Raw genomic sequence first — 26,181 nt, forward strand, 5'->3', positions numbered from 1 at the left:
CTAGCCGTGAAGAAGAAGATCGGATTTCTCTCGTTCGGGCACTGGTCCCACTCGCCGCACTCGCAGACGCGCACGGCCGGTGACGTGCTGTTGCAGTCCATCGACCTGGCTATGGCGGCCGAGGATCTAGGCGTCGACGGCGCCTATTTCCGCGTGCATCACTTCGCCCGGCAGCTCGGTTCGCCGTTCCCCCTGCTCGCCGCCGTGGGGGCGCGGACCAGCCGGATCGAGATCGGCACCGGGGTGATCGACATGCGCTATGAGAACCCGATGTACATGGCCGAGGATTCCGGCGCGGCCGACCTGATCTCCGGTGGGCGGCTGCAGCTGGGCATCAGTCGCGGATCACCCGAGCAGGTCATCGACGGGTTCCGTTACTTCGGGTATGGCCCGCCGGAGGGTCAGACGATGGCCGACATCGCCCGCCAGAACACCGAGGTGTACCTGCAGGTGATCGACGGCGCCCGATTTGCCGAGCCCAACCCGCGACCGATGTTCGCCAACCCGCACCCCGGTCCACTGCCCATCGAGCCGCAGTCACCGGGCCTGCGGGAGCGGATCTGGTGGGGTTCGGGATCGAACGCCACCGGCGAGTGGGCGGCCAAGCTCGGGATGAACCTGATGAGCTCGACCCTGAAGGAGGATGAGAGCGGCAAGCCGTTCCACATCCAGCAGGCCGAGCAGATCGAGGCCTATCGGGCCGCCTGGACCGCGGCGGGACATGAACGGGAGCCGCGCATTTCGGTGAGCCGGTCAATCTTCCCGCTGGTCACCGCGCAGGACCGCGCCTATTTCGGCGCGGACCGCAGCAGCTCGGATTCGCTGGGCAACATCGACGGCTACCGCGCCGTGTTCGGCCGCTCCTACGCCGCCGAGCCGGACGTGCTGATCAAGGAGCTGGCCGACGATGAGGCCATCGCCGCGGCCGACACCCTGCTGCTGACCATCCCGAACCAGCTCGGCGTCGATTACAACGCCCGCGTACTGGAGTCGATCCTGACCCACGTCGCGCCGGGACTGGGCTGGCGCTGACCGGTCGGGCCCGCCTGCGGGAGCGCCGCCATCACGAGCAAGCCTTTCCGGCGACCGACGCGGACTCGGCCTTCAATCGTAATGAACACCCGTACGACTTAACCGGTCTGACTTGTTGATTCACTCCTCACGGCAGTAGAATCAAGAGATGTCGAACCCGGATCGATGGACCGAGCTGCTGGCGGAACTCGCCGCGCTCGACATCACCGTGAGCGATGAGGGACTGATTGATCATCTGACCGGATTGGAGCGGGCCAAGTCGGCCGTCGCCGCGGCGCAAGCTCGGGTGACCGATGCCTTCGCGACCTCGCAGCGAGCGAAGCTGACTGCGGCAGGAACGAATTCGGCCGATGCCCGACGGTCCGTCGGCGCGCAGGTGGCGTTGGCTCGGCGGGACAGCCCGCACCGGGGCAGCCGGCACGTCGGGCTGGCCGCGACGCTGGTCCACGAGATGCCCGGCGTGCTGCGGGCTTTGGAGCGCGGTGACACCAGCGAGTGGCGGGTGACAGTTGTTGCGCGGGAGACCGCGCACCTCAGCAAGGAGCAACGGGCCGAGATCGACGCCGCCATCGCCGACCAGCTGCGCGGGTGGGGAGACGCCCGTACCGAGCGTGAGGTCAAGGCGTGGGCGCAGCGACTGGATCCGCACGATGCGACCGAGCGGGCGATCAAAGCCGTGAACGATCGTCGGGTCTCGATCCGTCCGGCGCCGGACTGCATGACGTATGTGACCGCGCTGCTCCCGGTGAAGGACGGCTGCGCGGTCTACGGAGCGCTGCACCGGCACGCGATGGCGCGTGCCGTCGACCCGGACGAGCACCGAGGCAAGGGCCAGATCATGGCCGACGAGTTCGCCCGACGGATCCTGACGCCCGGCGAGGGCGAGCCCCAGGATCCGGGCATCGAGCTGCATCTGGTGATGACGGATCGCACGCTGGCGGACGCGGACAACGAACCGGCGCAGCTGGTTGGTTACGGCCCGATCCCGGCGCCGCTGGCCCGGGATCTAGTCCGCGCCGACGAGAAGACCCGGGTCTGGGTCCGTCGGCTGTACACCAACACCGCCGGCGATCTGATCAGTACCGACGCCCGGCGGCGGGACTTCCCACACGTCGCCCGTTCGTTTCTGACCGCCCGGGACCAGCTGTGCCGCACGCCCTGGTGCGGGGCGCCGATCCGGCACACCGATCACGCGCTGGCGGTGGCCAAGGGCGGCCAGACCGCGCTGAACAATGGCAACGGCCGCTGCGCCCGGTGCAACCTCACCAAGGACGTGATCGGCTGGGCAACCCTGGTCGAGGACGGCACGATCACCACGACGACCCCGACCGGTCACCGCCATGCAAGCCGCCCGCCCAGTCCACCGACATCGGTTCCCTGGGCGAAGAGACCGGCTCCCCGGCGACCAAAGATTCAGATTGACCTTTTTTGGCCGGCCGAACTGGCGCGCAGCCGGCGGTGAGCGTCTTCGCGTAGAGGCAGTTCTCTCCGTCCCGACGCTGTATCGCGAATCCCGCGGCTTCATACAGGCGCCGGGCACGAACCTGTCGTTCACTCGTATCGAGCTCGATCCGCCGGCAACCGTTGCTCGCCGCCGCTTGAATGGCGGTGTTCAGGAGCAGGCGACCCCAGCCTTGACCGCGGAGCTGAGGCCGCAGGTACATCCGCTTCAGCGTGGTGACGCCGCCCCGCGCAGCGGTGAGCGCTGCGGATCCGACGACGAGGCCGTCGGACTTGAGCACCCATACGTGTGAGTAGAAGGCAGCAGGGTCAGCCAGCTCAACTGCGGGCACGTCAGCGGACGATCGGCAACGGCAGTTCGTCGGCCAGCACGGTGAAGCTCGCATCGATGACCCCGGCGGCCGTGACGTCGAACAGGTTGCGTTGCACCCGCTGGCCGACGATCAGGGTCAGTTCGACGTGAAAACCGCCGTCCTGCGCGACCGCCCGCGGTTCAGGGACCGGGGGACCGCCGAGAAACTCGGCCCGGCGGCGTTCCTCCTCCGGCGAGCCCGGACGCCAGGGCAGCTCGTCGGCCGCGGTGATCTCCCGAACGGGCACCCCGGCACCCCGGGTGCATTCCAGGAACGCCCGCACATAGCCCAGAGCCGTTGCCACCGTGTCGATGTGCGCACCGACGTCGCGCACGAGATCGGCCCAGGCGTCCTGGTCGTCGCTGAGCACCCGCACCTGCCCATCGGGCCAATGTCCGACGTAGGCCTGCAACGGATGGTCCAGGCTGTCGTCGCATACCAGCCAGACGACCGTTCCGGGCAGGCCCGGGACCGGGGTCGGCTCGATCGTCGCCGATCCGCTCTGCACCGCCTCGCCCAGACCGGGACCGACGGCGGCCGCGAGCGCGTCGAGCGGCAACCCGCTCATCCGGCACCGCCGGCGGGGGCGGGCGACGGGGGAGTGCGGGCGTCGTCCCAGGTCTTTCCGTAATGCTGCGAATACGTCACGTTGGCGGCCCCTCCGGTCGAGGTGACGAACGTACCGTCGGTGAACCAGGAGGTAACCTCGGTGTCCCGCGCATGGATGCGGCAGAGGCGGTTGATCTCGGCCCGGCTCATCGTCGGATCCGCCGCCTCCAGCTGGTCCCGCTTGGCGTAGAAGGCCGCCCGGTACCGGTCGATCAGGCCCTGGGTGATCCCCGATCCCGCGAGGCTCGCCCCGCGGGCCGTCATCGGCACCGAGCCCTCGATCTGCCGGACCACCGCCTCTGCCTCGTCCGCGATCTTCTTGGCGATGTAGTCGGCGCGGGGCAGCGAGCTGACGTCGGCCGCGCGTCCGGACTTGAAGGTGTCGGCGTGCTGGGCCTCGTGCATGGTGACCAGCGTGGCCGCATCGATGGACAGCGAACGGTTGACGAAGATCTTGCCGGCCTGGTGGAACGAGCCGACGCCGGCGAAGTTGTAGTCGACCGGGATCTTCCACTTGTCGATGACGCCGAGCGCCCACCGACCGGTGTCGGTCGTGTTCAGCTTGGCGTAGACCTGCGCCTGCCGGCTGGGAGTGGCCGGTGCGGTTCCCCCGGTGCCTGTGCCGGTGCCGGTGCCGGGCTCGACCGCATTGGTGGTGGTGGGTTCGGCCAGGCTCGGGTCGGTCGTCTCGGTCGACTGGCCGACCTCGGCCGGCATGGTCGGCTCCAGGTGCCGCTGCACGACACGGTCCAGATGCGCGGCCACGGCCCTGTTTCCGGCTGCTCGCTGGAGCCGGGCCAGGTCGGCCGGCAGCCCGGCGGCCGGTTCGGGGGTGCGCACCGTCGACCGTCGCACCGCGATCTCGGTGCGCGCTGCGTCCTCGTGCGCAACCCGCCGCATGCTCGGACTGTGCCAGTGCCGCCCGGCCCGGACAACGACCCGGGGCCAGGGCTGCCCGGTCGACCGGCAGTGGTGCCCGAAAGGGCAGGGCATGCGTGAGTAGGGTCGGCTGATGGACAAGCAGTCCCTGGTGGCCCGTCAGGCCCCGTTCAAACAGCAGTATCGCGACGACCCGACCAGCGCGATGATCACGCTGCGGGCCGACGCCCAACTCGGCGAAGGCGTGTCCTGCTCGGTGTCGACCGGTCGTGCGCTGGCCGAGGCCGGGCTGCATCCGGCGGCCGGCGGCGACGGAACGCAGCTGTGCTCCGGCGACATGCTGCTGGAGGCGCTCGTCGCGTGCGCGGGCGTCACCATGAAGGCGGTCGCCATCTCGCTCGGCATCGAATTGCGCGGCGGCACCGTGCGGGCCGAAGGCGACCTGGACTTCCGGGGCACCCTGGCCGTCGCCAAGGACGCCCCTGTCGGCTTCACGACGATCCGGCTCGGTTTCGAGGTCGATTCCGACGCCGACGAGGAGCAACTCGCGGCTCTGCTGAAACTGACCGAGCGCTACTGCGTCGTCTGGCAGACCCTGCGCCAGCCGCCGGCCGGCTCGGTCACCCTGACCACCACCGGCTGAGTAACCACCGGGGTCAAGCGGCCAGGTGGAAGGTCCTGGCGAAGCGGTCGAGCAGATCGGCGGGCCCACGCAACACGTCGACGACCCCGGTCGCGATCGCGCGGTCCGGACCGAGCTCCCCGGAGATCAGCCGGCGGATCTGTGGGCCGGCGCTGAAGGCAAGATCGACCGGCCCGTCTCCTCGCGTCACGTCCAACGTGGGGCCGTCCACCCGGATGAGCAACTCGGCCGGACCGAGGTGGGCGCCGTAGGCGGTCGGCGGCAACGTTGACGCCACCTGCGGCCGGAACGCGGTCCGCAGGGCCATGGTCATCGAGTCGGACGTGATGATCTGGTCCTCCCGCGGGTCGCCCATCGCCTTGAAACCCCAGGCCCCCAACGCCAGCACGATCGGCTCGAGTTCGCGGCCGTACGGCGTGAGCTCGTAGATGATGACCCGCGACCGGGGCACCCGACGGATGACCCCGGCCGCCTGCAACTCCTTGAGCCGCGCCGCCAGGATGTTGCTCGGGATCCGGGGCAGGCCCGCGGCCAGTTCACCGTAGCGGCGCGGGCCCACGAGCAGGTCCCGCACGATGAGCAGGGCCCAGCGTTCGCCCACGAGTTCCAGACCTCGGGTGACGCCGCAATACTGCCCGTAGTCCCGCGCGGCCATCGACGAAACCTTTGGTCAGGCCTGCTGATTCGCGACGGCGCCGGGGCCCTGGGCGGCGGCGACCGGGTCCATCCAGCCGAATTCCAGCACGTTGCCGTCGGGATCGGTGAGCTGGCGCTGGTACATGAAGCCGTAGTCGGTGGCCGGGCGCGCCTCCGAACCGCCGGCGGCCAGTCCCTCGGTGACGGTCGCGTCGACGGCCTCCCGGCTGTCGAGGAAGATCGCGGTGGCCGAGGACGGGCTCACCGCGGGGTCGCCGAGCGGGAGATCGGTGAAGGTCTGGAAGAACTCGCGGACCAGGATCATGAAGTAGCTGTGGTCCTCCTCGACGATGACGCAGGCCGCGTTGTGATCGGTGAAAGCCGGATTGATGGTGAAGCCGAGCGAGGTGTAGAACGCCTTCGACCGATCCAGATCGGTGACGGGCAGGTTGACGAACATCGCGGTCATCGTGGGCTCCCTGGACGGGTCGGTCGGCGGACGCGTTGATACTTGCAAAAAACAAGTGAGCTCGTCAACACCCGGGATCAGCGGATGTCGGTGCTCAGGACCGACATCAGGATCGAGTCGATCCACACCCCGTCCCAGCACAGCGTGTGTCGCCGCCGGCCCTCCACCCGGAAACCGGCCTTGAGGTGGGACCACCGCCCGCCCGGTCGATGATCGCCCAGTCCGCCCGATCGGCGCGGGCTCCGATCGACTCGAGATGATCCGCGACCGCCCGACGGGTAAAGGTCGAGCGGGTCCCGGTGAGCCGCCGCGTCTGCGGATCGTGCAACCCCGCCCACAGGGTGTCCAAGTGCGCAGGACCGAGAGGCGGCAGCCGAAGCCGTTCGGTACTCAGGCTTTCCGGACTCGTGAGGGCAGTGCCGTCGACGGCCGGTGCCGTCATCGATCGCCGTAGGCGGTGATGGCCAGGAACCGGACCGGCAGCTTGTGCAGTTCCTTGGGACCGTGCGGGCCCTCCCCGTCGAACTGCAGGGCGTCGCCGGGCCGCATCGTGTAGCGGGCGTCGCCGTGGCCGTAGACCATCTGCCCGTCCAGCATGAACAGCAGTTCGGTGCCCGGATGCTGGAACAGCGGAAAGACCTCGGAGGCCTCGGTCAGGGTGACCAGCACCGCTTCCATCCGCTTGTGCGGGCCGCGCAAGGCACCCAGCAGCTCGTACAAATGACCCTGGCGCGAACCCCGCCGGACGATCTGCGCGCCGTGACCGGCCGGCACGAACACCGCTTCGCGCTCGACGTCCACGCCTCGGAACAGGGCGGTGACCGGGATGTCCAGCCCGGCCGCCAGCCGGGCCAAAGTGGTCAGGCTGCAGGAGGTCTGGGCATTCTCGATCTTGGACAGCATCGCCTTGGAGATGCCGACCCGTTCGGCCATGTCGGCCAGGGTCACCCCGGCCGCCTGCCGGTAGGACCGCACCTGGGCGGCGATGGCCCGTTCCAGGTCGCCCTCGGTGAGGCCGACGCTCTCGCGGGAGATCTCCCGCTCCGGTGATCCGCTCCCGATGGGGCCCTCGCCGACAGTGCTCATGAGGGCAATTGTGCCTTCCCCCGAAGGACCTGTCGGGACGGCGGATCAGCCGGTTAGCAATCCGGCCAGGACGTCGGCCAACGCCACCGCCCCCCGGTCGGCGTCGGCGTCCTCCACGTGCTCCTCGGGGGAGTGCGAGACCCCGGTGGGATTGCGGACAAAGACCATCGCGCTGGGCACGTGGGCGGCCAGCACTCCGGCGTCATGACCGGCCCCGGTGTCGAGCCGGGGCGCCCCGGGAAGCGACCGGACGAGGCGGTCGGTCAGACCGGCATGGAAGGAGACGGTCGGACTGACCGACTCGGGCACCACCTGCAGTTCACAGCCCTCGGCCGCGGCCGCCACGGTGGCCCGGCGGGTGATGTCGGCGACCACGGCGGCGGTGACGTCGTCGTCCGGGTGACGCACGTCGAGTGGGCATGGGAGCAAACCAGATCAGCCGGCCGACCCGAGCGGGCCGAGCGGGCGATCGCCGACGCGCTGCGCCGACCAGCCGGCGCCGGGTCGATAATCGGCGCATGGCAAAACCTTCCGGACGGCGTGCGGTTGCGGGGCCGTGTCCCTGCGGTCTGGGCGCCCAGTATCCAGACTGCTGTGGCCTGCTGCATCGGGGGCAGGCCACAGCGGCCACCGCCGAGCAGCTCATGCGGTCGCGGTACAGCGCCTTCGTGGTGCAGGACCGCGACTACCTGCTGCGAACCTGGTCGGCGGCGCACCGGCCGCGGGTGCTCACCTTCGAGCGGGGGACCCGGTGGACCGGGCTGCAGATCCTTGGCCGCACGGGTGGCAGCGCCTTCCACACCACCGGGACCGTCGAATTCGTGGCCCGGTTCGAGCACGACGGGACACCGGGTGAGCTCCACGAGAACAGCGCGTTCGCCCGCGAGAACGGCGACTGGGTCTACCAGCAGCCCATCGACTCCGGGCCGACCGTAGGACGATGATCTTGCGGTCGGCCCGGACCCCACGGACCGCAGACCGATTCGTGCGGTGCGCCGGCCGACCATGACGCCAACCGAGTACCGGGCAGATCGCTCAGCTGCCAGGGGCGTCGGCCGGGTCGACGGCGGGCAGCAGGTCGCCGTAGCCGAGTTCCACCAGCGCGGCGACGTCGTCGGGCTCCACCGGCGCACGCGGGGAGGCCGCCAACTGATGGCGAAAGGTCGTCGCAGCGTCGGCGCGAGCTCCGGGCCCGTCGAGCCGATAGCGAGGCGGCAGCATCGGACCGAGCAGCAGTGGCTCGGCCAGGTCGACCCGCGACCGGACGTCCGGCGCCACCCCCGCCGCCTCGGCCAGGGCAACGGCCAGGACGTTGTGCGAGTCGACAACCGGCGGGGGAGAGGCGATGCCGGCTCGGGCCGCGACGTCGTCCAGCCCGGGGCCGACACCCGTCCAGGTATTCACGATCCAGCGGGCCTGCAGTTCGAGCAGCGGGAAGTACGGCCCCTGCAGATTGAACTCACCGACGACCCCGAAGAACGGCAGATCGGGATGCATCGTGCGCAGATGCAGCCGCAGGTCGGGTCCGAGCACCGACCACAGATCCGGGGACAGGAAGGGGATATCCAGGCGATAGCCGGTGGTGCACACGATCGCGTCGATCCGCTCGTGACTGCCGTCGGCGAAGGTCACCTGGTCGCCGCGAGCCTCGACGATGACGGGCCGGCACACGATGGCCCCGGCCCGCACCTGCTCGAGGTAATCCTGGCACAGCGAATGACCGGCGGTCAGAAAATCCCGACCGGGCTCGAGCGCGCCGAAGTCGGCCGGATTTCCGGCGACGCGCAGCACTCGTTCGCGCAGCAGCTCGCCGTAGTCGGCCGGCGGCATCGCGGCGCGACGCAATGCGCCGACGTGCGTGTACCACTGCCAGTCGGACGACACACCGTCCACGTTCTTCTGCAGGATGTACCGCGGTTTGCGGTACGCCGATACGACATCGGTGACCGTCGCCAGGTCCGAGGCGATCTCGTGCCCGCTCACCCCGTTGCCGTAGACCAGCACGCGCCGGCCGCGGAAGTGGTCGGCGCCGGGGTAGTCGAACGCGTGCAGGACCTCTCCGGTGAAGCCGCTCAGGCCGGCCGGCAGCACTGGGCGGCGGAATCGCCCGGTGGCCACGATCACCGCGTTGAACGGCTCCCCGTCCACCAGCCAGGCCGGCCGCACGTCATCGACCCGGGTGTGGAAACGGATGCGTTCGGCGACCCCGAACGCGTCGGCGTAGCTGCGGAGATAGTCGTGGACCTGCTCGGCGAAGGGGTGCAGTTCGTGAGTCGGCGGTGGCGGGAAATCCGAGAAGGCGGTCATCGCCCGGCTGGTGTTGGTGCGCATGCCCGGCCAGATCCCGCTGTGCGCCGCCGCGGTGTTCCACTGCCCGCCGAGATCGTCACTGGCCTCGAACACGGTGACCTCGAACCCAGCCTCGATCGCTTCCTTGGCCGCGACCAGACCACCCGGGCCGGCCCCGATCACCGCCACCCGTGCGCCAGCGTCGAGACGCTCCATGGGCCCCTCCGGATCATTCGAGGGCCTGCGCGGCCCGGGCCTGTCTTCAGCAGATCAACTCCCCGATGATCCGTCAATTCGATCGACGACATTCGGTCACAGGCCAGGACGATCACAGCAGCCGGCTCGTTCTCAGGTGGCCGATCGTGCGGTCAGCCCGGACCATTGGGCCGGGGGAGTCGGGGCCGGTCAATCGTTGGCTTGGCTCGACGGTTCCCGGACGTAGCCGTCCGGCGGCTAGATCTGGTCATAGTCCCAGTAGGGTTCGAGCACGACGGAAGCCGGGCGAGCACCGCGAGAAAGCGCGTTCATTCGCGACAAGGGCAATCGGGGTCTACCAACAACCGGTCGAGTCGGTTGTGCGGTCAGAACATTGATACCCGTTTCAGTTAGCTCACTCTTTGCCACTAGCCCTCCATCGCCACAACGTCCAGGGCGCGCAGCAGGTGCGGTTCGAAGCGGCTCGGATCCGCGTCAATCAGCTCGTCCTGGCTCCACCACCGCACCTCGACGATTTCTCGTTCATCGGGCTCAAGCCGCTGGTCACGCCGCCCGGCGAGCGCGAACCACAGACTGACGTCGGTGTGCCGCTCATCTGGTGGGCCGACCGTGTCCGAAACAGTCAGAAAGAACGGTCTGCCACCGTAGTGCGCGTCGAAGCGGGCCTCTATCCCGAGTTCCTCCCTTGCCTCTCGGCGGACGGTGTCCACCGGATCTTCACCCGGCTCGACGTGACCGCCAGTCGGCAACCACAAGCCGGACATGCGGTGATCGCAGAGTAGAACCTCCCGAGCGTGCCGGTCGATCACCAAGAAGTAGGAAACAAGGTGTGGCGACGGGGTCCGCGGCCTTTCGCGCCTATAGATGTCATTGGTCCGACTGAGCCACTCTAGCGCTCGAGCCTTGTGTTGGCTGGCCTGCTCGTCATGAGCACGCACGCCGGCGACCAGCGTCACGACGGCACTGTCAATTCCGGCATCCACGGGCCGATCTTGCCAATGTCGCCAGATCACCGGCAAGTTGACGAACCCTTCGGTCATGGGGTTTCTCTCCCTCGGGGGGGGTGGACAGGGACAACACTTGCAAGAACAAGTCCCACGTCAAGACGCCGATCCGCCACCCATCGGGCGAGGGCTGCGCAACGAGGACTCGGCCTGCTTGACCATCTGGGTGAAGCGCCGCAGGCGGTCGTCAGCATGTAGTGCCTGCGCTATTCCGCGCTCCGGGCCCCGTCCGCTGAACTGCATCCGAGGTCTCGTTCGGCCTCTCGCATTCGCGGTCGACCGGCCACCACCGTATCCGGCTGCCCGGCCGGGTGCTATCCGCCGGCGGGCGGCGCACGTCATGGAGGAAGTATGAAGTTCGCCTACTGGGGCCTGCTGGCCATCGCGGTCATCGTCGGGATCTTCGGCTACCTCCGGGATATGCAGTGGTTGATCTTCGTGGCCGTCGGGATCCTCCTGGTGGCGGTGGCCACCGACCCGAAGCGGGGCTTCTTCGGGCGGCGCAAGAAGTCATGACCGGCTCCACACCCAGCGGCGGAGCCGATGCCGCAGTGGTTCTCGAGGGCCTGACCAAACGGTTCGGCGACCACACGGCCGTCGACGGGATCAGCCTGTCGGTGCCCCGCGGTTCCTTCGTCGGCGTGGTCGGCCGGAACGGCGCCGGCAAGACCACGACGATGAAGATGTGCACGGCCTTGTTGCCGCCGACGGCCGGCTCGGTGTCGGTGATGGGCATCGACGTCTGGGCGAACCCGGTCGCCGCCAAGGAACAGTTCGGGGTCCTCCCGGAGACCATGGCGTTGTTCGACCGGCTGACCGGTGCCGAAATGCTCCTGTACAACGGCCTGATTCGTGGTCTGGATCGCGATCTGGTCGTCCAGCGCTCCCGCCGATTGCTGCACGTGCTCGGCCTGGACGAGGCCGCGGACCGGATGGTCGTGGACTACAGCCACGGCATGACGAAGAAGGTGGCCCTGGCCGCGGCACTGCTGCATGGCCCGCAGGTGCTGTTCCTGGACGAGCCGTTCGAGGCGATCGACCCGGTGTCGACCCGCTCGATCGAGGCCGTCCTGCACCGTCATGTGGAAGACGGCGGCACGGTGGTCTTCTCCAGCCACGTGCTCGACGTGGTCGAGCGGCTCTGTGATCACGTCGTGGTCATCGATCTCGGCCGGATCAGGACCACCGGCACCATCGAGCAGGTGCGTCACGGCGCCCGACTGGAGGATGCGTTCCTCGAACTGATCGGCGAGCAGGACCAGAACACGGAGGGACTGTCGTGGCTGGGATCATCCTGAGCCTGAAGCTCCGGTTGATGCGCAGCCGCGTGGCCGCTTTCCGCAACGATTCCCGCCGGGTACAGACGGCGGTCGTGGCGGCCCTGGTGCTGGGCTACCTGATCTACCGCTACGGGGGGACCGTCTACGAGAGTGTGGCCCGGTCCGGCACTATGCCCGAACCCGGCCCGCTGTTCGCGCAACTGAGCTTCTCCATCGTGTTCCTGTGGGTCGTGCTGCCGCTGGCCTACGGCGGACGGCGTGATCTGGACGTTCGGAAATTCCAACTTCTGCCGGTGCGGCCCCTCGCGCTCGCCGGCGGCCTTTCGAGCACGTTCATCCTCTCGCCCGGCGTCTGGTTGACGGCAGCCACGGCGATCGTCCTGGCCCTGAGCTTCCCGGACGCGGCCGCGAACCTCCCCTTGCTGGGAGTGTCCGCCCTGGTGCTGGTGGTGATGTGCGCCGTCACCGGGCAGGTCATCTCGACCGGGGCTGACCTGCTCGGCCGGCAACGGCACGCCCGAGACCTCCTGACGCTGGTGACGTTTGCCCTGACGTCGGTGCCGGTCGTGATGTTCTTCCTGCTCAAGGCCCAGTACGCCGATCCGGCCGCCGCCACCGGTACGGCCGGCGTCTTCGCCTGGGTGCCACCGGCCTGGCCGGGCGTCGCCATGGCCGCGGCTGGGCAGGGTCAGACCAGCGTGGCCCTGGCCTGGCTGGGCGGATCGGTCGTCGTCATCGGCCTGGAGGTGTGGCTGTGGACCCTGATCATCGCGCGGGCCATGCTCGCGCAGGACAGTTCCACCATCCGGTCCCGCGGCAAGACGGACCCCTTCGCCCGATTCGCCACGTGGTTGCCCGGCAATCGACGGGGGGCCGTCGCCGCACTGGAACTGCGACTGCTGTGGCGCGAACCCGCCCGGCTGCCCGGTGTGATCGTCACGACCCTGGTCTTCGGCGGCATCTTCACCGTCGTCGCGGCCGCGCTGTTCGATCTCGGCGGGCCGGGCATGGCCGTCTTCGGAGTCTGCTCCGTCTCGTTCATCGTCGTCGGCCGCCGGTTGAACGAGATCGGCCTGCACTCATCGGCCCTGTGGACGAACGTGGTCGCCCGGGGCCGGGCGTCGGACGACCTGATCGGACGCGATCTGGGCAGCGTCCTGGTCGACGTACCGATCCTGCTGACGGCGTTGGCCGTCATCGCGATCTACCGCGCCGAGCTGACCTACGTCCTGCCGGCGTTGATCTTCGGCCTGGCGAGCCTGGCCGCCGCCTACGCCGGAATGCGGGTCTTCAACGTCAAACTGGCCCAGGGCGAGCCCCGTTCGAAGGACACCGCGACGGGTCCCAACCGACCGAACCCGTTCCTCAACGCGATCGCGCTGGCGACCTGGATCGTCTCCACCGCACCGGTTTTCGCGTTGGCCGCGCTGCCGGCCGCACAGGGTGCCGGGTGGCTGTATCTGACCGTACCCGCGGCGGTCGTCTACGCCGCCGGCGCCTGGTACGCCAGCCTGCGCTGGATCGGTCGCTGGCTCGATCTCCATCAGGCCGAACTTCTCATCCGCATCGAAAAGGTATGACACGCTTGGCGATTCAGGCGCGATCGTGCAGCGTGACCTGGTAGCCATCCGGGTCGGCAAAGGTGAAGGTTCGACCGAAGGGACCGTCGATCGGTGCCGAGACAATGGGGTGACCGTCGGCCACGAGTGCGTCGTGAATGTCCTGAACGTCGGTCGCGCGCAACCAGATCGCAGCCCCGATGCCGGGCTGCGCAACGGATGTCAGATCGGTGCCGGGCACGACATCGCGCAAGGCGAAGGCGATCGGCGTCGTGTCGAACACGACGGCGTGCGGCGGTCCGACCGGCGAGCGGACGAGGCCGAGGTACCGCTCGTAGAACGCTCGGGACGCATCGAGGTCTCGCGATTGAAGCGAGATGAAATCGGGACCGATGGCGGGCATGGTTCTCCTTTCGACGTGTCAGTTAATTGACACGTGCCGAGGCTATGTCAGAATGCTGACATGAGTCAAGACGGGGTCGGCATCGATCTGCAAACGTCACTGGGCTACCTGCTGAAAGAGGCGTCCAGCGCGCTTCGGGTGGCCATGGAGCAAGTCCTGCGACCGCTCGGCATGAGCGTGACGCACTACTCGTGCCTCGAGCTGCTGGCGCAACGTCCGGGCCTGTCCGGTTCCGAGCTCGCGCGCGGGGCATTCGTCACCCGGCAATCGATGAACGTGCTGCTCCAGGCTCTGGAGCGAGAGGGTTCCATCACCCGGCCGGCGGCGGCACCCGTCGGCAAGGTTCTGCCCACGCAACTCACGCCGCAGGGCCGGCGCAACCTGGCGAAGGCAACCGCGGCAGTCCGGTCCGTCGAAGTCAGGATGCTGGAGGGTCTGACCAGCGCCGAGCAGGCGGACATGTCCCGGATGCTGCGGAGCATGATCCAGGCGCTGAACAGTGGCCACGATCAACTATGAACCGGGCCGGCAGGTGGGAGGGGCCCGCTGTCATCAAGACCGCACTGTCGTCCGAAAGCCCACGAACTTTGACCAGTCTGAACACAGCGACAGGGTCGGTCAAAGGGTCACCCGGGCAGAACCTCATCGGTCTTATCAAGAATCAGTCGGGTCGCTTCGAGCGGTACGTCCCATTGTGGAAAATGACCGCATCGGTCGAACCAGTGCAGCACCGCGTCGGGGAATAGCTCTGTTGCACGTGCGGCCTGTCTCGGCAGGGTCACCAGGTCACGACGACCCCAACCGATGGTGACCCGGCCGGGCACCGAGCCCGCCGGGGCGCCCTGCTGCTTGGGACCCTTGACCAGGGCGGCCAAAGCAGCCCCAGTCGCCGGGGAGTCGGCCAGCCCGCGCACGTCGGGCAGCACGGTTTCTCGCGAGAGCGCCCACGGCCGTGCCGACAGTTGCGCCAGAAGTAACGTCCTCCCCACGCGGCTGCCGAGCAGCGTCGGCAGCACGCCTCGCAGGACTCGGACCAGAGCGATCGACGGCCGCAGCGTGGCACCGAAGACCGCGACTTCGCGGTCGCTCCAGAAGCCGCCCGGGTCCAACGCCACGGTGTCGCCGCCCACTCCACGCCGCGCGAGCTCGAGCACGATGCGGCCACCCATCGACTGGCCGACGGTCGAAACCCCGTCCAGGCCCTGCTCACGGATGAAGTCGGCGACGGAGTCGGTCAGGCTGGCGATCGAGACCTCGCCGGTCAACGGTGGCGTCTCACCGAACCCGGGGAGGTCGACGGCGATGACCTCGCGGCGTTCGGCCAACGCGTCAAGGATGGGGGACCACGATCGCCACCCGGCACCGAGGCCGTGCACGAGTAGCAGCGGGCTGCCGCTACCTCGCCTTACGTGATTCAATGCCATACCGTCACGCTACTCACGCTGAGGGCGGCATCGGTCATTGCCGAGAGAAGTGGGTTTAGTTGACATAATGTGCCTTATCGGCAGTGGGACCGACGTGTAAGGCCTTAGAGCGTTGCCGTTCTGCCCATCGGGCGACTCGGTAATTCCTCCCATCATTTGCCTCGTCTGAGGGGTCAGCTTTGCGGCCGGATCGAAATCCTTCGAGGGCCAATCGACTTGGGTGCTGGTGTGGTTCCAGGCGAGCTGGCCGACTTTGTGGTCGGCGAGGGCAAGGTCATCCGGAACGACTGTGACTCGCGGTGCTGTTTCGTCTTGGCAGGTCAACCCACAACCGGGACAGCTCTCCAGGGCTTGTTCCCATCGATCGACCCAACCGAGATCGACGACCCACCTGCGACCACATTGCCCGCATAGCATGTAACGCTTGCGGGAGAAGTCAACTGGCCTTTCCACGTCTCATTCTCTCCGGCTGGACGGGGGCTCCGCGGGCGTCTCGTGAGCGCGACCACGATTGCGGGCACCGCAATGGTCAGCGGGTAGTCTTCGCTGTTCTCGATGTCCTGGACGGGTTCTGGGGTTTGCGGCTGACGGCACCAGGTCGGCCGTCAGCCGGCCAGCCGACTACCCCTTACCGAGGGTCTTCCCTGCTTGGGACTTCGCCGTCGCGCTCGACTAGTTCTTCGCCAGCGTTGAGCCGGCCTTCGACAGTTGCCCCTTGGATGGCTTGGCCATGACATCACCCCCTCCCGCGTGTTGTGTGTCATCTCAAGGTGTACAGCGCCGCACCGACAGAGCTCCTCAGGCGCGGCGCGTACGTACGCGCCGCGCCCTTGTCGCGCCGGTTTGTGAGCCTCGATATTACCCGCGATAATGCATGGAATCGTGGGTAATAGCGTTGTGTCGAGGTAGTCTGAGCCCTGATCTGCAGCCCGCGGATCGCATCCCGTCGTGCTCGTGGACGAGGCCTTGTGACGTCGGTGGTGCGAGAGGGTTACTGCGATCTCGTCGGCCTGATCGGCGCCGAGGTCCGCACGACGCGCCTTCGGGCGGCAAATGCCGAGCTGGTCCGAATGAACTGGCGCATCGGCCGGCTGATCCTTGAGCGTCAGCAGATCCAGCCGTGTGGCTCGGCGGTCATTCGACAGCTGGCCGCCGATCTGCGCCGCGAGTTCCCCGACAGGACCGGGCTATCGGCCACCAACCTGCAGTACACGCGCGCCTTCGCTGCCGCCTGGACCACCGAACCAATCCCCCCACGTCGTGTGGGAAAGTGCGGGGGGCCGCCGACGATGGCACGGACGGCCAGCGGTCGTGACCACCTCAGCGCGGTCGAGCCGTGCCGTGAACGCTGGGCGCCCCGCCGGCGGCGCCCAGGACCTGGCCGACACGGTGCGCCGGCATGGATCTAGTGGACTGCGGGCCCGGCGTGAGGTGCCGCACAACATGCTGCCGTTCCATCGGCCGATCGACCCGTGACCACTTCGCTGCCGGCGGTGCCGGACGAGGTGGGGCAGCCGGACCTGATGGCGATCGCTGAACACGACGAGCTGTCCGCGGACGAGCGCCGCTATATTGGCGCCGCCCGCGCCGCGAACACCGTCCGTGGCTACCGCTCCGACTGCACCGAGTTCGCCACCTGGTGCATCGAGCAAGGCGTCACTCCCCTACCCGCCGCCCCGCGCACCGTCTCCGGATACCTGACCCTGCTGGCCGGCCACGGGGCGAAGGTCGGCACCATGAGCCGCCGGCTGTCAGCGATCAAGTTCGTCCAAAATTTTCAGAACCACCCCGACCCCACCGCCAACGCCCTCGTCGTCGGCGTCTGGGAGGGCATCCGCCGCGAACATAACGCAGACCCCGACCAGGCTCGACCTTTGATGCCGCCCCAGCTGTGGGACGTACTGGCCACCTTTCCCACTCGACACAGCTGGAAAACCCGCGGCCGCCCCCCTGAGCCGGATCTTGCCGGTGCCCGCAACCGCGCGATCATTCTTGTTGGGTTCGTCGCCGCACTGCGCCGTTCCGAGATCACCGGCATCGACGTCCACCACATCACCGACCACGAAAGCGGTCTCGTCCTTCAGCTCCCCCGGTCCAAGACCAACCAGCGCGGGGACACCCACGAGCTCGTCGTCCTCCCCCGCGCTACCAACCCGGCCCGCTGCCCCGTCACGATCCTGCAGACCTGGCTGCAGCTTGCCGGCATCACCGACGGTCCGGCGTTCCGGGCCGTGTCAAAGGGCAACCGGGCACTTGACCGTCGGCTCACCCTCGCTGCGGTCAACGACATCCTGGCAGACCGCCGTCGGTGCCGCAGACCTCGACGCCCCCGAGACGTATTCGGCGCACAGCCTCCGCGCCGGGTTCGTCACGTACACCCACACCCGCGGCGCCACCGATCACGCTATTGCCCACCAGACCCGGCACCGCTCACTCACTAGCGTCGGAACCTACATCCGCACCGACACCGCCTGGGACGACAACGCTGCCACGCAACTCGGCCTATGACAGCCCCGTTGCGTTGGAGCGCTTGACGGACCTTCGATTGTTGGTGAGGCATAGGAAGGCTAAAGCCGCTGCGGTGCATGGTCCCTTGTCGTCAAGGGTGCCGGGAATAACGCACCGTCGTGACCCGGTTGTGCTTCGTGATGGTCCCCGTTGGCTTCCGAATTCAGAAAGTCATGCGGCGACGGATCATTGCACTGAGGGAGCATCATTGGATGCCGATAAGGATGGCTGGCGGCGACCCGTCGCACAGTCGTACACCCACTCGGGCGGCAGATCCACAACGTACGAAACGAGATTGGCTGCCCCCCTGAGACCTGTATGTTCCCCAGCCAACAGAACGACCTCGTCATGAGGCAGCTGGCTCAGGTGCTGCACACGCGCGAGCGCGGTGGTTTCGCTGATGCCGCCCAGTTCAGCGAGCACCCGGATCGGACCGCGTTCTGCAAGGTCTGTGACCGGCAGCTTGTTCACCGCGTGCACTGCGTTGCTCGCCGCGTTCCGCAGTCGCACCCTCAACGACTCCTTGCGGCTTCGTAGCATCGCGGCACCCACGGAGACCAGAATGATTGCGAGACAGAGCGCGACTAACTCGATCCAAGATGGAACGGCTGCAGTGCCTGTAACGGCATAGCCAATGTGCGCCGACGCGTTGAACACGCCGAACAGCCAGAGCCCGATCGATGCGGTGTACACGGTCGCCACACCCATTCGGTGGTCCACTCGCCACCGAAGTTTCCCGGACCCCAGGATCCGCCACGCACGGGGGCGATTCGAGAATGCGCCGTCGAAGTCACCGAGCTGACGCTCTATTGATGCGGCGCGGCCGATGAGGGTGTCGTACAGCTGGTCGTTTCGCGAATTGTAGGTGACCAGCCCTAAAGTCACGACGAGTCCGAAGAGCGAGAAGATGAGTCCTGCTTCTGCGGTTCGCGCGTTGTCCAGCACAATGGCGGTCGCTGCCGCGGCCAGCGGCAGGACGGCCAAGAGTTTGAATCGAATGTCGGTCAGCAGGCGGAAACTGCTGGCAACCTCGCCGTACTCCTTCATCAACATGTCTCGTCGGTCGTTCTCGGACACGTGTTCACCCGTTCGTAGGTCGGAGAGGGCCTAGTCAGCTCTAAGCACACCGGGACAAGGGGGCGAAGCTGAAATCGGGGGCGGAGCAGGCGCTTTGGGGGCGCCTGCCCCGCGCGGGCCATTTTCAACCCTTCGGAGCGCCACGGCCAGCCGGTTTCCTCAGAGCCAAGCCCATCTGCGCCTGCGTCCCCGGTTTCGGCAACCGGTGATCAGTACACCCTCGGTGCCTGATCGCGCATCGCTTCGGGCCGCTTCGGTCCATTGCTGCCAAGCCTCTTCAGGCCCGCATATTTGCCTATTGGATGGTAGCACTCGTTTCATAGGGAGTGATACTGCGGCTGAGTATTTCCTCGGGAGATCTTCAGCTGTAGGTGGTGGCTACGCCACACCAGCGCAACCTTGAAACTGGACGAGAGGTCCAAGGGGAGGGCAATTTCGACGTCCGCCGTCGATTCCGAGAACCCGAGCGGGATCTTCGCCCTTACATTGTCGTCGGTTACCCCGCCAATATTCCAGGCGTCCCAGCGGAAACCGAGAATTGGCCCGATGACCGAGTCCACAACTGCGATCTCCACTGGTGGTGGATCGTCGTAGTTCGGTGTGAACTGCGGTATCGGCACCGTTAGGCCGGACATCTGACGCAGAGGCAGGAGCGAGAAGCCCCCGATGGAGATCAGCTCTTTGTCGAGCTGACCGGTATCAGTCCCGATCTCGATTCGCTGGGCAGCAAGCGGGAAGATCTGCCCCGTTCCAGGAGCGCTTGCTCCCAGTGACCAGCTGCCGTCGATCGTGAAACCTACTAGTCCGCCGGCAGGGTCGAGGCGGAAGGTCGCACCCACGTCCAGTTTGAAGAACAGGTTCGCCAGCTCAATGCCGGCCAGGTTGCTCGGGGTGAGTGCGAGACCGAGCGAGGCGTGTCCGCTGAGCGTGATACCGGCGGTGCCCAACTCCACCCGCCCGCGCAGCCACTGGCGGTCATACCATCGCAGCGAGCCGTCGACGTATGTCATGAATGAATCGTTGCCCATCGTCACACCGCCGCGCCCCACGATCTGCGCACCGTAGACACTGATGCTGCCCGCGCCCTCAAGGAAGGCGGTCGGCTTGTGGCGCTTGGCGAGGTTGATTTCGCCGGCGATGGCCATATCGACGCTGCAGGGTATCCTTGCGCCCCCGATCCTCCACTCCTTAGTGTCGATGCGGGCGCGCACCGATGCACCTCGGTGACTGACCACGCCTCGGACGTCAAGTAGTTCGTTGCCCAAAACCGTGAGCGTGCCGGCTCCGCCGAGTTCGAAGGTGCTGCTCGGACCGACACGTCCGCGCACCGCAAGCCCGAGTGCAAGGATCGGCCGCCCGGCGACCTGGGAGGTCGTGTTCCAGTTGAACCTCCCGTCGACAAAGCAGTGGGTGTCACTGATGTCGATGCTGCCCTCGATCCGGACTGCGCCATTGAAGAGCAGTATCCGACCCGCGCCTCGCAATGCGAACGTGCCAGCGCTGTGGATCTCGGCGTGCACGGGTTTGCCTGCGAGGCCCAGTTCCACTCGGAGCACACCGGGCGCGATCGTCCAGGTACCTGAACCGTCGGCCGACACGAAGCCGTAGAACCCACCGCGTCGATGACGGCCGGCCAAGGTGAGGCGACCGCTCACTGAGAACGGCAGTTCGACTCCGATGCCAGCCACGGAGAGTCGAATGTGTCCGACGTCGACCGCGCTGACCAGACCGAATGAACCGTCCTCGAACAGGTAGCCCATGAAGCGGAACCGCTGTCGTCCGAACACGCTCACCCGAGCACCTATGACGACACCCGCCGGTACCGGCCGCAGCGGATCACCGGAGTTGCGGTGCGCCGGGATGGCAGCAATATCGGCGGCGGCGAAAGCGGCGAATTCGATGCCGCTGAACAGGCTGTTGGCGGGGTCGTCGAGATCGAAGCGCCTGGTCCGATCAGCCGGCATCGCCGGTCGGTACCGCGCCAGCTCGGACGCTGACGGCTGCTGCCCAAGCTGCATCGCTGGGGGCGCAGCAGGTGCGGGCGGATCGTCCCGGAGACTAAATTCTGCAGCAAGCCGCTCGGGAGCACCTGCTTCGATCAACAGTACGACGACGCGCGCGTCGAAACCGGCCAACGAACCGCCGACGCGGGTCTTCCGCAGTTCTGGAGGCAGCATGGCGAGCACGTCACCGAGTGCGATCCTCGGCGGGTCCGCCATGACCTGGCGGATGGCCCGCTCGACATCGGCAGGTTCGGCCGAGGTGATCGCGTCGACAACGATGCCGACCGTCGAAGCGGTCGCCTGCACGGCGGTCATTAGCTGCCCGACGTTGATCTCTGCATTCAATGGCTTCCGGATCTCGCCGAGAGCGTCGGGAAGTATCGCCCGTACCGATTCCGGCAGAGTGATGAAGGCATCACTGATGCTGGCCCGCATCAATCCGGCGAGTTCGCCGGCGGGGTCGATCGGCATCATAGGGTCGTTGATGAGACCGATGAGCTCGAAGAGAATCATTGGAGAGGGTTTCGGGAACGGGCGGGTCAGGTGGACGTTGATGCCGAAACCCGCGAGCCGCACGTTGACGCAAACATTGTCGAAATAGGGCGTCGACGGATCCGCTAGTAGCGGTATCGGAATCGGCGGCCATCCTTGGACGAGGAGTCCGGCCAGGACGAACATTTCGTCCACGATCACCGTGATGCCGGCGCTGTCGTTCCCAACTTCCACGTCGCCACCGAACCGGATGTTGGGGATTGGCAGGATGCCGAACATCGGTGCAAAAGCCAGGTGCTTCAGACCGACGCGGACGACGCCGGGGATATTCATTTCGAGGCCATCCCAGGACGGCTCGCAGCGCCCTCCGGTCGCCACTGCCGGCAAGATGTCGGAACGCATGTCGAGGTCGAATTCGAACAGCGGAACCACCGGTATCGGACCGGGAATGGGAATGATGTCGAACCGGAAGCCGAGCTTGGTGTCCCGGGGGAGCCGGACGCCGGCCCCGATCGTGTCCGCCGTGTCAAGGTCTTCTCTGAGCTGCTCGGGGAGCCGCAGCGCGCCGCGGAATGACATGGACAGGGAATTGCGGGTGAAGCCGTACCCCAGTGTCAGCCGGCTCAGGTCCACCGAGCCGCCGGGGTAGGGGTCTGCCCCCGGTCTGGTTGACACTCGGGGTTTGCAGTAGTCAGGCCGCTTCTGCGGCCTTGTAGATCATCTCAAACTCGACCGGGGTGAGCTTGCCGAGGGCCCGCTGGCGGCGTCGTCGGTTGTACTTGGTTTCGATCCAGGTGACGATCGCGAGGCGGAGGTCGTCGCGGGTGTCCCAACGGCGGGTGTTCAGGACGTTCTTCTGCAGCAGGGAAAAGAAGCTCTCCATGCTGGCGTTGTCGCCGGCGCCGTGGGAGCGGCCCATCGACCCCACCAGGTCGTTGTTCGCCAGCAGCCGCTGGGTCCGCTTGGCACGAAACTGACCGCCTCGGTCGGAGTGACAGACTGTCCCGGCCGGGCTGCGGAGCGCGATCGCGTTGCGCATCGCGGCCCGCGCCAGGGACGACTTCATCCGGGAGTCGATGGAGTAGCCCACGATCTTGTTCGACCACACGTCCTTGATCGCGCAGATGTAGAGCTTGCCTTCGCGGGTGGGGTGCTCGGAAATGTCCCACAGCCACACCTTGTTCGGGGCGTCGGCGAGGAACTCGTGACGTACGACGCCGTGCTCGTCGACGACCGCGAGGAGGTCGTCGTGTGGCGCGGGGCCGGTCGAGCCGGTCTTGGAGCGCTTCTTGTGGTGGCTGGCAGTGATGCCGGCGATGCGGCACAGGCGGTGCACCCGGTTCTCCCCGACCTGGATGCCGTGCTCGTCTTCGAGTTCGTCGGTGAGGAACCTGTAGCCCAACGTCGCATCGTCGCCATGGAGGTCGTAGAGCTTGTCGATGAGGTGGGCGTCGTCGTAGTCCCGCTGGCATACGGGGTCGCTGAGCCACTTGTAGTACCCGGCCCGCGAAAGGCCGAGCACCCGCAACGTCACCGCGACCGGCACCCTGATCGGGGCGCCGGTCGCAGCCATCTCTCGGACGAGCGGGAAGACTATTTTCCCGGCAGGTTCGCCTGCGACAGGTAGGCCGCTGCCCTACGCAGGACCTCGTTCTCCTGCTCGAGGAGGCGGTTGCGCTTCTTCAACTCGCGAAGCTCAGCACGGTCGACGTCGGTGAGACCGGGACGGCGACCGTCCTCGATGTCGGCCTGCTTCATCCAGTTCGCGAGCGAGCCTTCGGAGATGCCGAAGTCCTTCGCGATCTGCGTCAGCGTCGCCTGGCCCTTGCGGGCCACGGCCACGACGTCGTCGCGGAACTCCTTGGGATAGGGCTTAGCCACGAAAGACATCCTTCCGTCTGAGGCCGAAACCTCAGAGGTCAGGTGTCAACTGAACTCGGGGCAGACCCTAGCGACCAAGGTCAGGGATCTGAATTAGCGAGCTGATCGTCTGCAGGGAAAAGAAGATCGTGTCCGCAGAGATGCCCAACCCCAACTGCAGGCCCTCCAGCGCCTTCAGCGGGTCGTCGGCAGCAAAGCCGGTCAGGCTGGCGCCACCTTCGACACGAACGTCACGAGGGTCGGCGAACGGGATCACGATCCGAATTGCACGAAGCGCGAGAGAGATGTCACTGGCCGGCGTCATGACTCCGCTGGCTGCGTCCAGCACGCCGATGACGACTCCGGCTCCGTCCTCGAAACCCCCGCGGCTACCCGGTTCCATGGCTTGGCGGATCGCGAAAAGCGCCTGCAGAAGGGTCAACTGAGCAGCGATTCGGGTTGCCTCCGCCGCTCCGGCCGAGGTCATCGGTTGGCTGACGGCGGCCGACGCCAGCCCGTCAATCCTGCTCTGCCAGGCTGCATCGGTGGTCAGGCCAGCAAGGTCTGAAGGGCTCAGGGGGAACCGGGGGGGTCGCAGCGGGATGTCGATCGCGTCCAGTCCGAGCGCCAGTTCGAGGTTCGACAGTCGCAACAGCAACGGAACGGCGAGGTCTGCCAGCCGCAGGTCAGCGCGCAGCTCCAAGGACGCCGTCTCGCCGGCTCCGCCGGCGACCAGTGAGCCCAGCTGAAATCGCAGGCCGCGCAGCCCGACACCAACGGCGATGTCCAGCGCGGCTGCCCCCCGGGGCGGGTCGGCGTCCGGGGGGACGCCCAGCGCGCCAGCCACTCCGCCGAGCATTTCGAACACATTGACGTCGATGGCCCCCGCGGAGAACGTGCAGTCCAGGACTACAGCAGCCCTGTCGTCACGGAATCGGAGGCTCAGCTCGGTCGTGCCGGTCAGGTCACCGACGTCCACTGACTCGAACAGCCCCTGCAAATGCGAGGTGAGGGGAGCAGGCAGCGGCGGGTTGATGGGACGCACCGAGAAGGTGCCCAACATGGTGAATCCGCCCTCCGCGACGGAACCCGCGGCGAGATCGAAGTCGATGGAGGTGATCTCGGCGTGCAGGAAGGGTTCCGGTTGCGGCATGCCCGGCAGATCGAAGTCAATGGCGACCGGGTCGGACACGGTCACGCGCAGATAGCCGGTGCCCGCCTGGTCGATCCCTGCACGTATCGTGCCCTCGACGAGCCCGTCATCCCCGCCGGTGTGGACTGTGACGAGATTGACGGCCAAATGAGGCAGTGCCGGCAGCCGCACGGTCACCTTCGCCGATAGCTCGGCCTTGAACTCGCTTCCCGATGGTTCACCGGCGAAGGCAGCCGCGTGTGCATATCGCACCTCGGCGGTGAACACCAACGTGTGCACTTCCGGCCGGAAGTCGGACGGAATGAACTGCCACAGCGAGTCCGGGTGCTCGACTGACGCGTCGAAGCGCACGACGATCTCGAAACCGCCGTTCCCGTCGTCCTCCCATGACAGGAAGGCGGTGATCAGACCGTCGTCAGGTGGCAGCGGGAACTGTGCGGGGAGGGTGGTGAGGTCGAAGCGCTGGACGAGGTCGGCCCACCGATAGGTCCCCTCGATTACGACGGAGTTCGTCCTGACGTCGGCGTCGTCGACCCTGCTGATGATCCGCAGTTTCGCCGACTCGACCTCGCCGAGCGGGCCGAGGTCGAGCCCGTTCAGTTCGATCTCGAGGGAATCGTGGTCGGCGTCGTGCCGGAGACTGACCTGTGCGCGATCGATCAGGACGTCCAACGGATCGAGACTTAGGGCACCGCTCACGCTGCCGGTGACGGTGAATCCTGTTTCGTCTACGACGCCGTCGATGTGAAGCCTCTCGACAGTCAGGCTCCCGGCGCCGAGATCGAGGTCGATCGTGGAGGAGGACTGCGTGAGCGACACGGCGATCGCGTGGCCCTCCTCCTCTGGGCGCACGCCGAACTCCACTGCGAATAGCGCGTCGAGGAACGGCACCCGCAAAAGGCCGCTGACGCCGAACGCCGTCGGCACATTCGTGCGCACCTGCCCGGTGACTTCCCGCAGCCCGAGCTCGAAGCCGGTGTCGAACAGGTGGCCCGCGCGCTCGGACGTTGGTAGGATGTGCCGGCCGTCGTCGTCCAGCGTGAACGTTTGCGCGATGTCGAACGAGACGCCTTCGGTCCCGATCGCGAGGTCGACGAGATCCAGCCGCAGGCCGGGCAGCCCGTTAAACACGGTCTGCGGCAACCACATCAGCGTGGCGGTGGCGGCATGGATCCCGCGGAACTCCGGACCGAAGCCCAGCGCGGTGATCGCGTCGGGCGTGGTGTCGTCGGCCAGGTCGAGGACGCACTGGGAGGCGCTGACCAGCAGGCCGGTGTTGCCGATCATGACCTGAGGCAGGCTGAAGCCCGCGAGGGATGCCCTGATGTTGACGCCGCGGTCCATCGAGAAGGACCCCTGGACAGTGACCTCCAACGGACCGGGGGGATCGACGGTTCGTAATAGCGGCGTGTCCAGGCGCAGGGTTGCCCGGATGTCCGGAAACGTTAGGTCGGACGTCTCGCCGACGGTGACCACCCCGCGTATTGCGGTGTACGCGTCGTCGGTCGCCCCGATGGTGATCGAGAGCGCCGGGAACCCGGGAACCTTGAGCTCGATGGTTCCGTCGACCAGCAGCGCCAGGTTGATCTCGGTACCGGAGAACACGTCCTCGACACGAAGGTCCTGAAGGTGGATGCGACGTAACGGGGTCGCGTCGACGATCGTGCCGATGGACGACAGTAGGTCGGCCCCGCCCGGGAGGCGAGAGACGAACTCTTCAACGGTGCCCAATGAGCGATACATTG

At 67.1% G+C, this 26,181-nt stretch carries 24 protein-coding genes and 2 pseudogenes; 11 read left to right on the plus strand and 15 right to left on the minus strand.

All coding sequences use genetic code 11. The annotated features are described in order from the left end of the window. Nucleotides 1-6 precede the first annotated feature (6 nt). Both NAMU_RS14070 and NAMU_RS14075 read left to right on the plus strand, forming a co-directional pair. A complete protein-coding gene (locus NAMU_RS14070) occupies nucleotides 7-1,032 on the plus strand; it encodes an LLM class flavin-dependent oxidoreductase (protein ID WP_015748073.1) in 1,026 nt (341 codons plus the stop codon). 148 nt (nucleotides 1,033-1,180) lie between these two features. Continuing rightward, on the plus strand, nucleotides 1,181-2,494 hold the full coding sequence (locus NAMU_RS14075; RefSeq protein WP_015748074.1) for a DUF222 domain-containing protein: 1,314 nt from the start codon (nucleotides 1,181-1,183) through the stop codon (nucleotides 2,492-2,494). Between the two features lie 55 nt (nucleotides 2,495-2,549). Here NAMU_RS14075 and NAMU_RS31820 read toward each other — a convergent pair. The 3 genes and pseudogenes from NAMU_RS31820 to NAMU_RS14085 all read right to left on the minus strand — a co-directional run. Beyond that, nucleotides 2,550-2,879 (minus strand): annotated as a pseudogene (locus NAMU_RS31820) (GNAT family N-acetyltransferase); the annotation flags it as partial. Beyond that, the gene (locus NAMU_RS14080; protein ID WP_015748075.1) at nucleotides 2,827-3,414 is read right to left on the minus strand and encodes a hypothetical protein; all 588 of its coding nucleotides are present in this window, start codon (nucleotides 3,412-3,414) and stop codon (nucleotides 2,827-2,829) included. The pseudogene NAMU_RS31820 and the gene NAMU_RS14080, both read right to left, overlap by 53 nt. Beyond that, the gene (locus tag NAMU_RS14085) at nucleotides 3,411-4,355 is read right to left on the minus strand and encodes a hypothetical protein (RefSeq protein ID WP_015748076.1); all 945 of its coding nucleotides are present in this window, start codon (nucleotides 4,353-4,355) and stop codon (nucleotides 3,411-3,413) included. The genes NAMU_RS14080 and NAMU_RS14085 overlap by 4 nt, the downstream gene beginning before the upstream one ends. A gap of 112 nt (nucleotides 4,356-4,467) precedes the next feature. On the opposite strand from NAMU_RS14085, the gene NAMU_RS14090 reads away from it, so the two are divergent. Then, nucleotides 4,468-4,977: an OsmC family protein gene (locus NAMU_RS14090; RefSeq protein WP_015748077.1), complete on the plus strand. Its 510-nt coding sequence runs from the start codon at nucleotides 4,468-4,470 to the stop codon at nucleotides 4,975-4,977. Nucleotides 4,978-4,990: 13 nt separating this feature from the next. Here NAMU_RS14090 and NAMU_RS14095 read toward each other — a convergent pair whose 3' ends face one another. The 4 genes from NAMU_RS14095 to NAMU_RS14110 all read right to left on the minus strand — a co-directional run bounded on the left by NAMU_RS14095 (nucleotide 4,991) and on the right by NAMU_RS14110 (nucleotide 7,576). Further along, entirely contained in the window at nucleotides 4,991-5,632 is a 642-nt protein-coding gene (locus NAMU_RS14095; RefSeq protein ID WP_015748078.1) for a winged helix-turn-helix transcriptional regulator, read from the minus strand. A 15-nt stretch (nucleotides 5,633-5,647) separates the two neighbouring features. After that, the gene (locus tag NAMU_RS14100) at nucleotides 5,648-6,082 is read right to left on the minus strand and encodes a VOC family protein (protein WP_015748079.1); all 435 of its coding nucleotides are present in this window, start codon (nucleotides 6,080-6,082) and stop codon (nucleotides 5,648-5,650) included. A 438-nt stretch (nucleotides 6,083-6,520) separates the two neighbouring features. Further along, complete coding sequence (locus tag NAMU_RS14105; protein ID WP_015748080.1) at nucleotides 6,521-7,168, minus strand: helix-turn-helix domain-containing protein; 648 nt, start codon at nucleotides 7,166-7,168, stop codon at nucleotides 6,521-6,523. Nucleotides 7,169-7,213: 45 nt separating this feature from the next. Continuing rightward, entirely contained in the window at nucleotides 7,214-7,576 is a 363-nt protein-coding gene (locus tag NAMU_RS14110; RefSeq protein ID WP_052307947.1) for a M20/M25/M40 family metallo-hydrolase, read from the minus strand. Nucleotides 7,577-7,686: 110 nt separating this feature from the next. Between NAMU_RS14110 and NAMU_RS14115 the strand changes: the two genes are divergently transcribed. Next, on the plus strand, nucleotides 7,687-8,112 hold the full coding sequence (locus NAMU_RS14115; RefSeq protein WP_015748081.1) for a YchJ family protein: 426 nt from the start codon (nucleotides 7,687-7,689) through the stop codon (nucleotides 8,110-8,112). Between the two features lie 91 nt (nucleotides 8,113-8,203). Here the strand turns inward: NAMU_RS14115 and NAMU_RS14120 are convergent, their stop codons facing one another. Both NAMU_RS14120 and NAMU_RS14125 read right to left on the minus strand, forming a co-directional pair. Then, nucleotides 8,204-9,673 carry a flavin-containing monooxygenase gene (locus NAMU_RS14120; protein WP_015748082.1) on the minus strand — a complete coding sequence of 490 codons (1,470 nt, stop codon included), beginning with the start codon at nucleotides 9,671-9,673 and terminating at the stop codon, nucleotides 8,204-8,206. A 407-nt stretch (nucleotides 9,674-10,080) separates the two neighbouring features. After that, nucleotides 10,081-10,713, minus strand: coding sequence for an NUDIX hydrolase (locus NAMU_RS14125; RefSeq protein WP_015748083.1), 633 nt, complete (start codon nucleotides 10,711-10,713; stop codon nucleotides 10,081-10,083). Between the two features lie 315 nt (nucleotides 10,714-11,028). Between NAMU_RS14125 and NAMU_RS30010 the strand changes: the two genes are divergently transcribed. The 3 genes from NAMU_RS30010 to NAMU_RS14135 are packed head-to-tail and all read left to right on the plus strand — an operon-like array spanning nucleotide 11,029 to nucleotide 13,537. Further along, nucleotides 11,029-11,193 carry a hypothetical protein gene (locus NAMU_RS30010; protein WP_015748084.1) on the plus strand — a complete coding sequence of 55 codons (165 nt, stop codon included), beginning with the start codon at nucleotides 11,029-11,031 and terminating at the stop codon, nucleotides 11,191-11,193. Continuing rightward, nucleotides 11,190-11,975 carry an ABC transporter ATP-binding protein gene (locus NAMU_RS14130; protein WP_015748085.1) on the plus strand — a complete coding sequence of 262 codons (786 nt, stop codon included), beginning with the start codon at nucleotides 11,190-11,192 and terminating at the stop codon, nucleotides 11,973-11,975. The genes NAMU_RS30010 and NAMU_RS14130 overlap by 4 nt, the downstream gene beginning before the upstream one ends. Beyond that, nucleotides 11,957-13,537 (plus strand): hypothetical protein, encoded by a 1,581-nt coding sequence (locus tag NAMU_RS14135; protein WP_015748086.1) that lies wholly within the window; start codon nucleotides 11,957-11,959, stop codon nucleotides 13,535-13,537. The genes NAMU_RS14130 and NAMU_RS14135 overlap by 19 nt, the downstream gene beginning before the upstream one ends. Nucleotides 13,538-13,550: 13 nt before the next feature. Here NAMU_RS14135 and NAMU_RS14140 read toward each other — a convergent pair whose 3' ends face one another. Beyond that, nucleotides 13,551-13,919, minus strand: a complete 369-nt coding sequence (locus tag NAMU_RS14140) for a VOC family protein (RefSeq protein ID WP_015748087.1) — start codon at nucleotides 13,917-13,919, stop codon at nucleotides 13,551-13,553. 60 nt (nucleotides 13,920-13,979) lie between these two features. Here NAMU_RS14140 and NAMU_RS14145 point away from each other — a divergent pair, with 60 nt between their 5' ends. Further along, on the plus strand, nucleotides 13,980-14,438 hold the full coding sequence (locus NAMU_RS14145; RefSeq protein ID WP_015748088.1) for a MarR family winged helix-turn-helix transcriptional regulator: 459 nt from the start codon (nucleotides 13,980-13,982) through the stop codon (nucleotides 14,436-14,438). Between the two features lie 107 nt (nucleotides 14,439-14,545). Here NAMU_RS14145 and NAMU_RS14150 read toward each other — a convergent pair whose 3' ends face one another. Further along, complete coding sequence (locus tag NAMU_RS14150; RefSeq protein ID WP_015748089.1) at nucleotides 14,546-15,343, minus strand: alpha/beta fold hydrolase; 798 nt, start codon at nucleotides 15,341-15,343, stop codon at nucleotides 14,546-14,548. 980 nt (nucleotides 15,344-16,323) lie between these two features. Here NAMU_RS14150 and NAMU_RS31825 point away from each other — a divergent pair. The 3 genes and pseudogenes from NAMU_RS31825 to NAMU_RS14155 all read left to right on the plus strand — a co-directional run. Next, nucleotides 16,324-16,584 (plus strand): annotated as a pseudogene (locus NAMU_RS31825) (DUF1016 N-terminal domain-containing protein); the annotation flags it as partial. A gap of 100 nt (nucleotides 16,585-16,684) precedes the next feature. Beyond that, nucleotides 16,685-16,819: a hypothetical protein gene (locus NAMU_RS31445; RefSeq protein ID WP_281023762.1), complete on the plus strand. Its 135-nt coding sequence runs from the start codon at nucleotides 16,685-16,687 to the stop codon at nucleotides 16,817-16,819. Further along, on the plus strand, nucleotides 16,816-17,784 hold the full coding sequence (locus NAMU_RS14155) for a site-specific integrase (RefSeq protein ID WP_015748090.1): 969 nt from the start codon (nucleotides 16,816-16,818) through the stop codon (nucleotides 17,782-17,784). The genes NAMU_RS31445 and NAMU_RS14155 overlap by 4 nt, the downstream gene beginning before the upstream one ends. A gap of 253 nt (nucleotides 17,785-18,037) precedes the next feature. Here NAMU_RS14155 and NAMU_RS14160 read toward each other — a convergent pair whose 3' ends face one another. From NAMU_RS14160 to NAMU_RS14190, 4 genes are all read right to left on the minus strand, one after another. Beyond that, complete coding sequence (locus tag NAMU_RS14160; RefSeq protein WP_138180210.1) at nucleotides 18,038-18,928, minus strand: hypothetical protein; 891 nt, start codon at nucleotides 18,926-18,928, stop codon at nucleotides 18,038-18,040. 317 nt (nucleotides 18,929-19,245) lie between these two features. Further along, nucleotides 19,246-22,056: a hypothetical protein gene (locus NAMU_RS27470; protein WP_015748092.1), complete on the minus strand. Its 2,811-nt coding sequence runs from the start codon at nucleotides 22,054-22,056 to the stop codon at nucleotides 19,246-19,248. 58 nt (nucleotides 22,057-22,114) lie between these two features. Further along, nucleotides 22,115-23,304 (minus strand): IS3 family transposase gene (locus tag NAMU_RS14180; RefSeq protein WP_086008617.1). Its coding sequence is split into 2 segments (ribosomal slippage): nucleotides 22,115-23,023 and nucleotides 23,026-23,304, totalling 1,188 coding nucleotides; the frame shifts between segments, so codons are not numbered across the junction. Nucleotides 23,305-23,371: 67 nt separating this feature from the next. Next, nucleotides 23,372-26,167, minus strand: coding sequence for a hypothetical protein (locus NAMU_RS14190; protein WP_138180212.1), 2,796 nt, complete (start codon nucleotides 26,165-26,167; stop codon nucleotides 23,372-23,374). Nucleotides 26,168-26,181 lie beyond the last annotated feature (14 nt).

The organism is Nakamurella multipartita DSM 44233 (assembly GCF_000024365.1).
Classification (GTDB): Bacteria; Actinomycetota; Actinomycetes; order Mycobacteriales; family Nakamurellaceae; genus Nakamurella; species Nakamurella multipartita.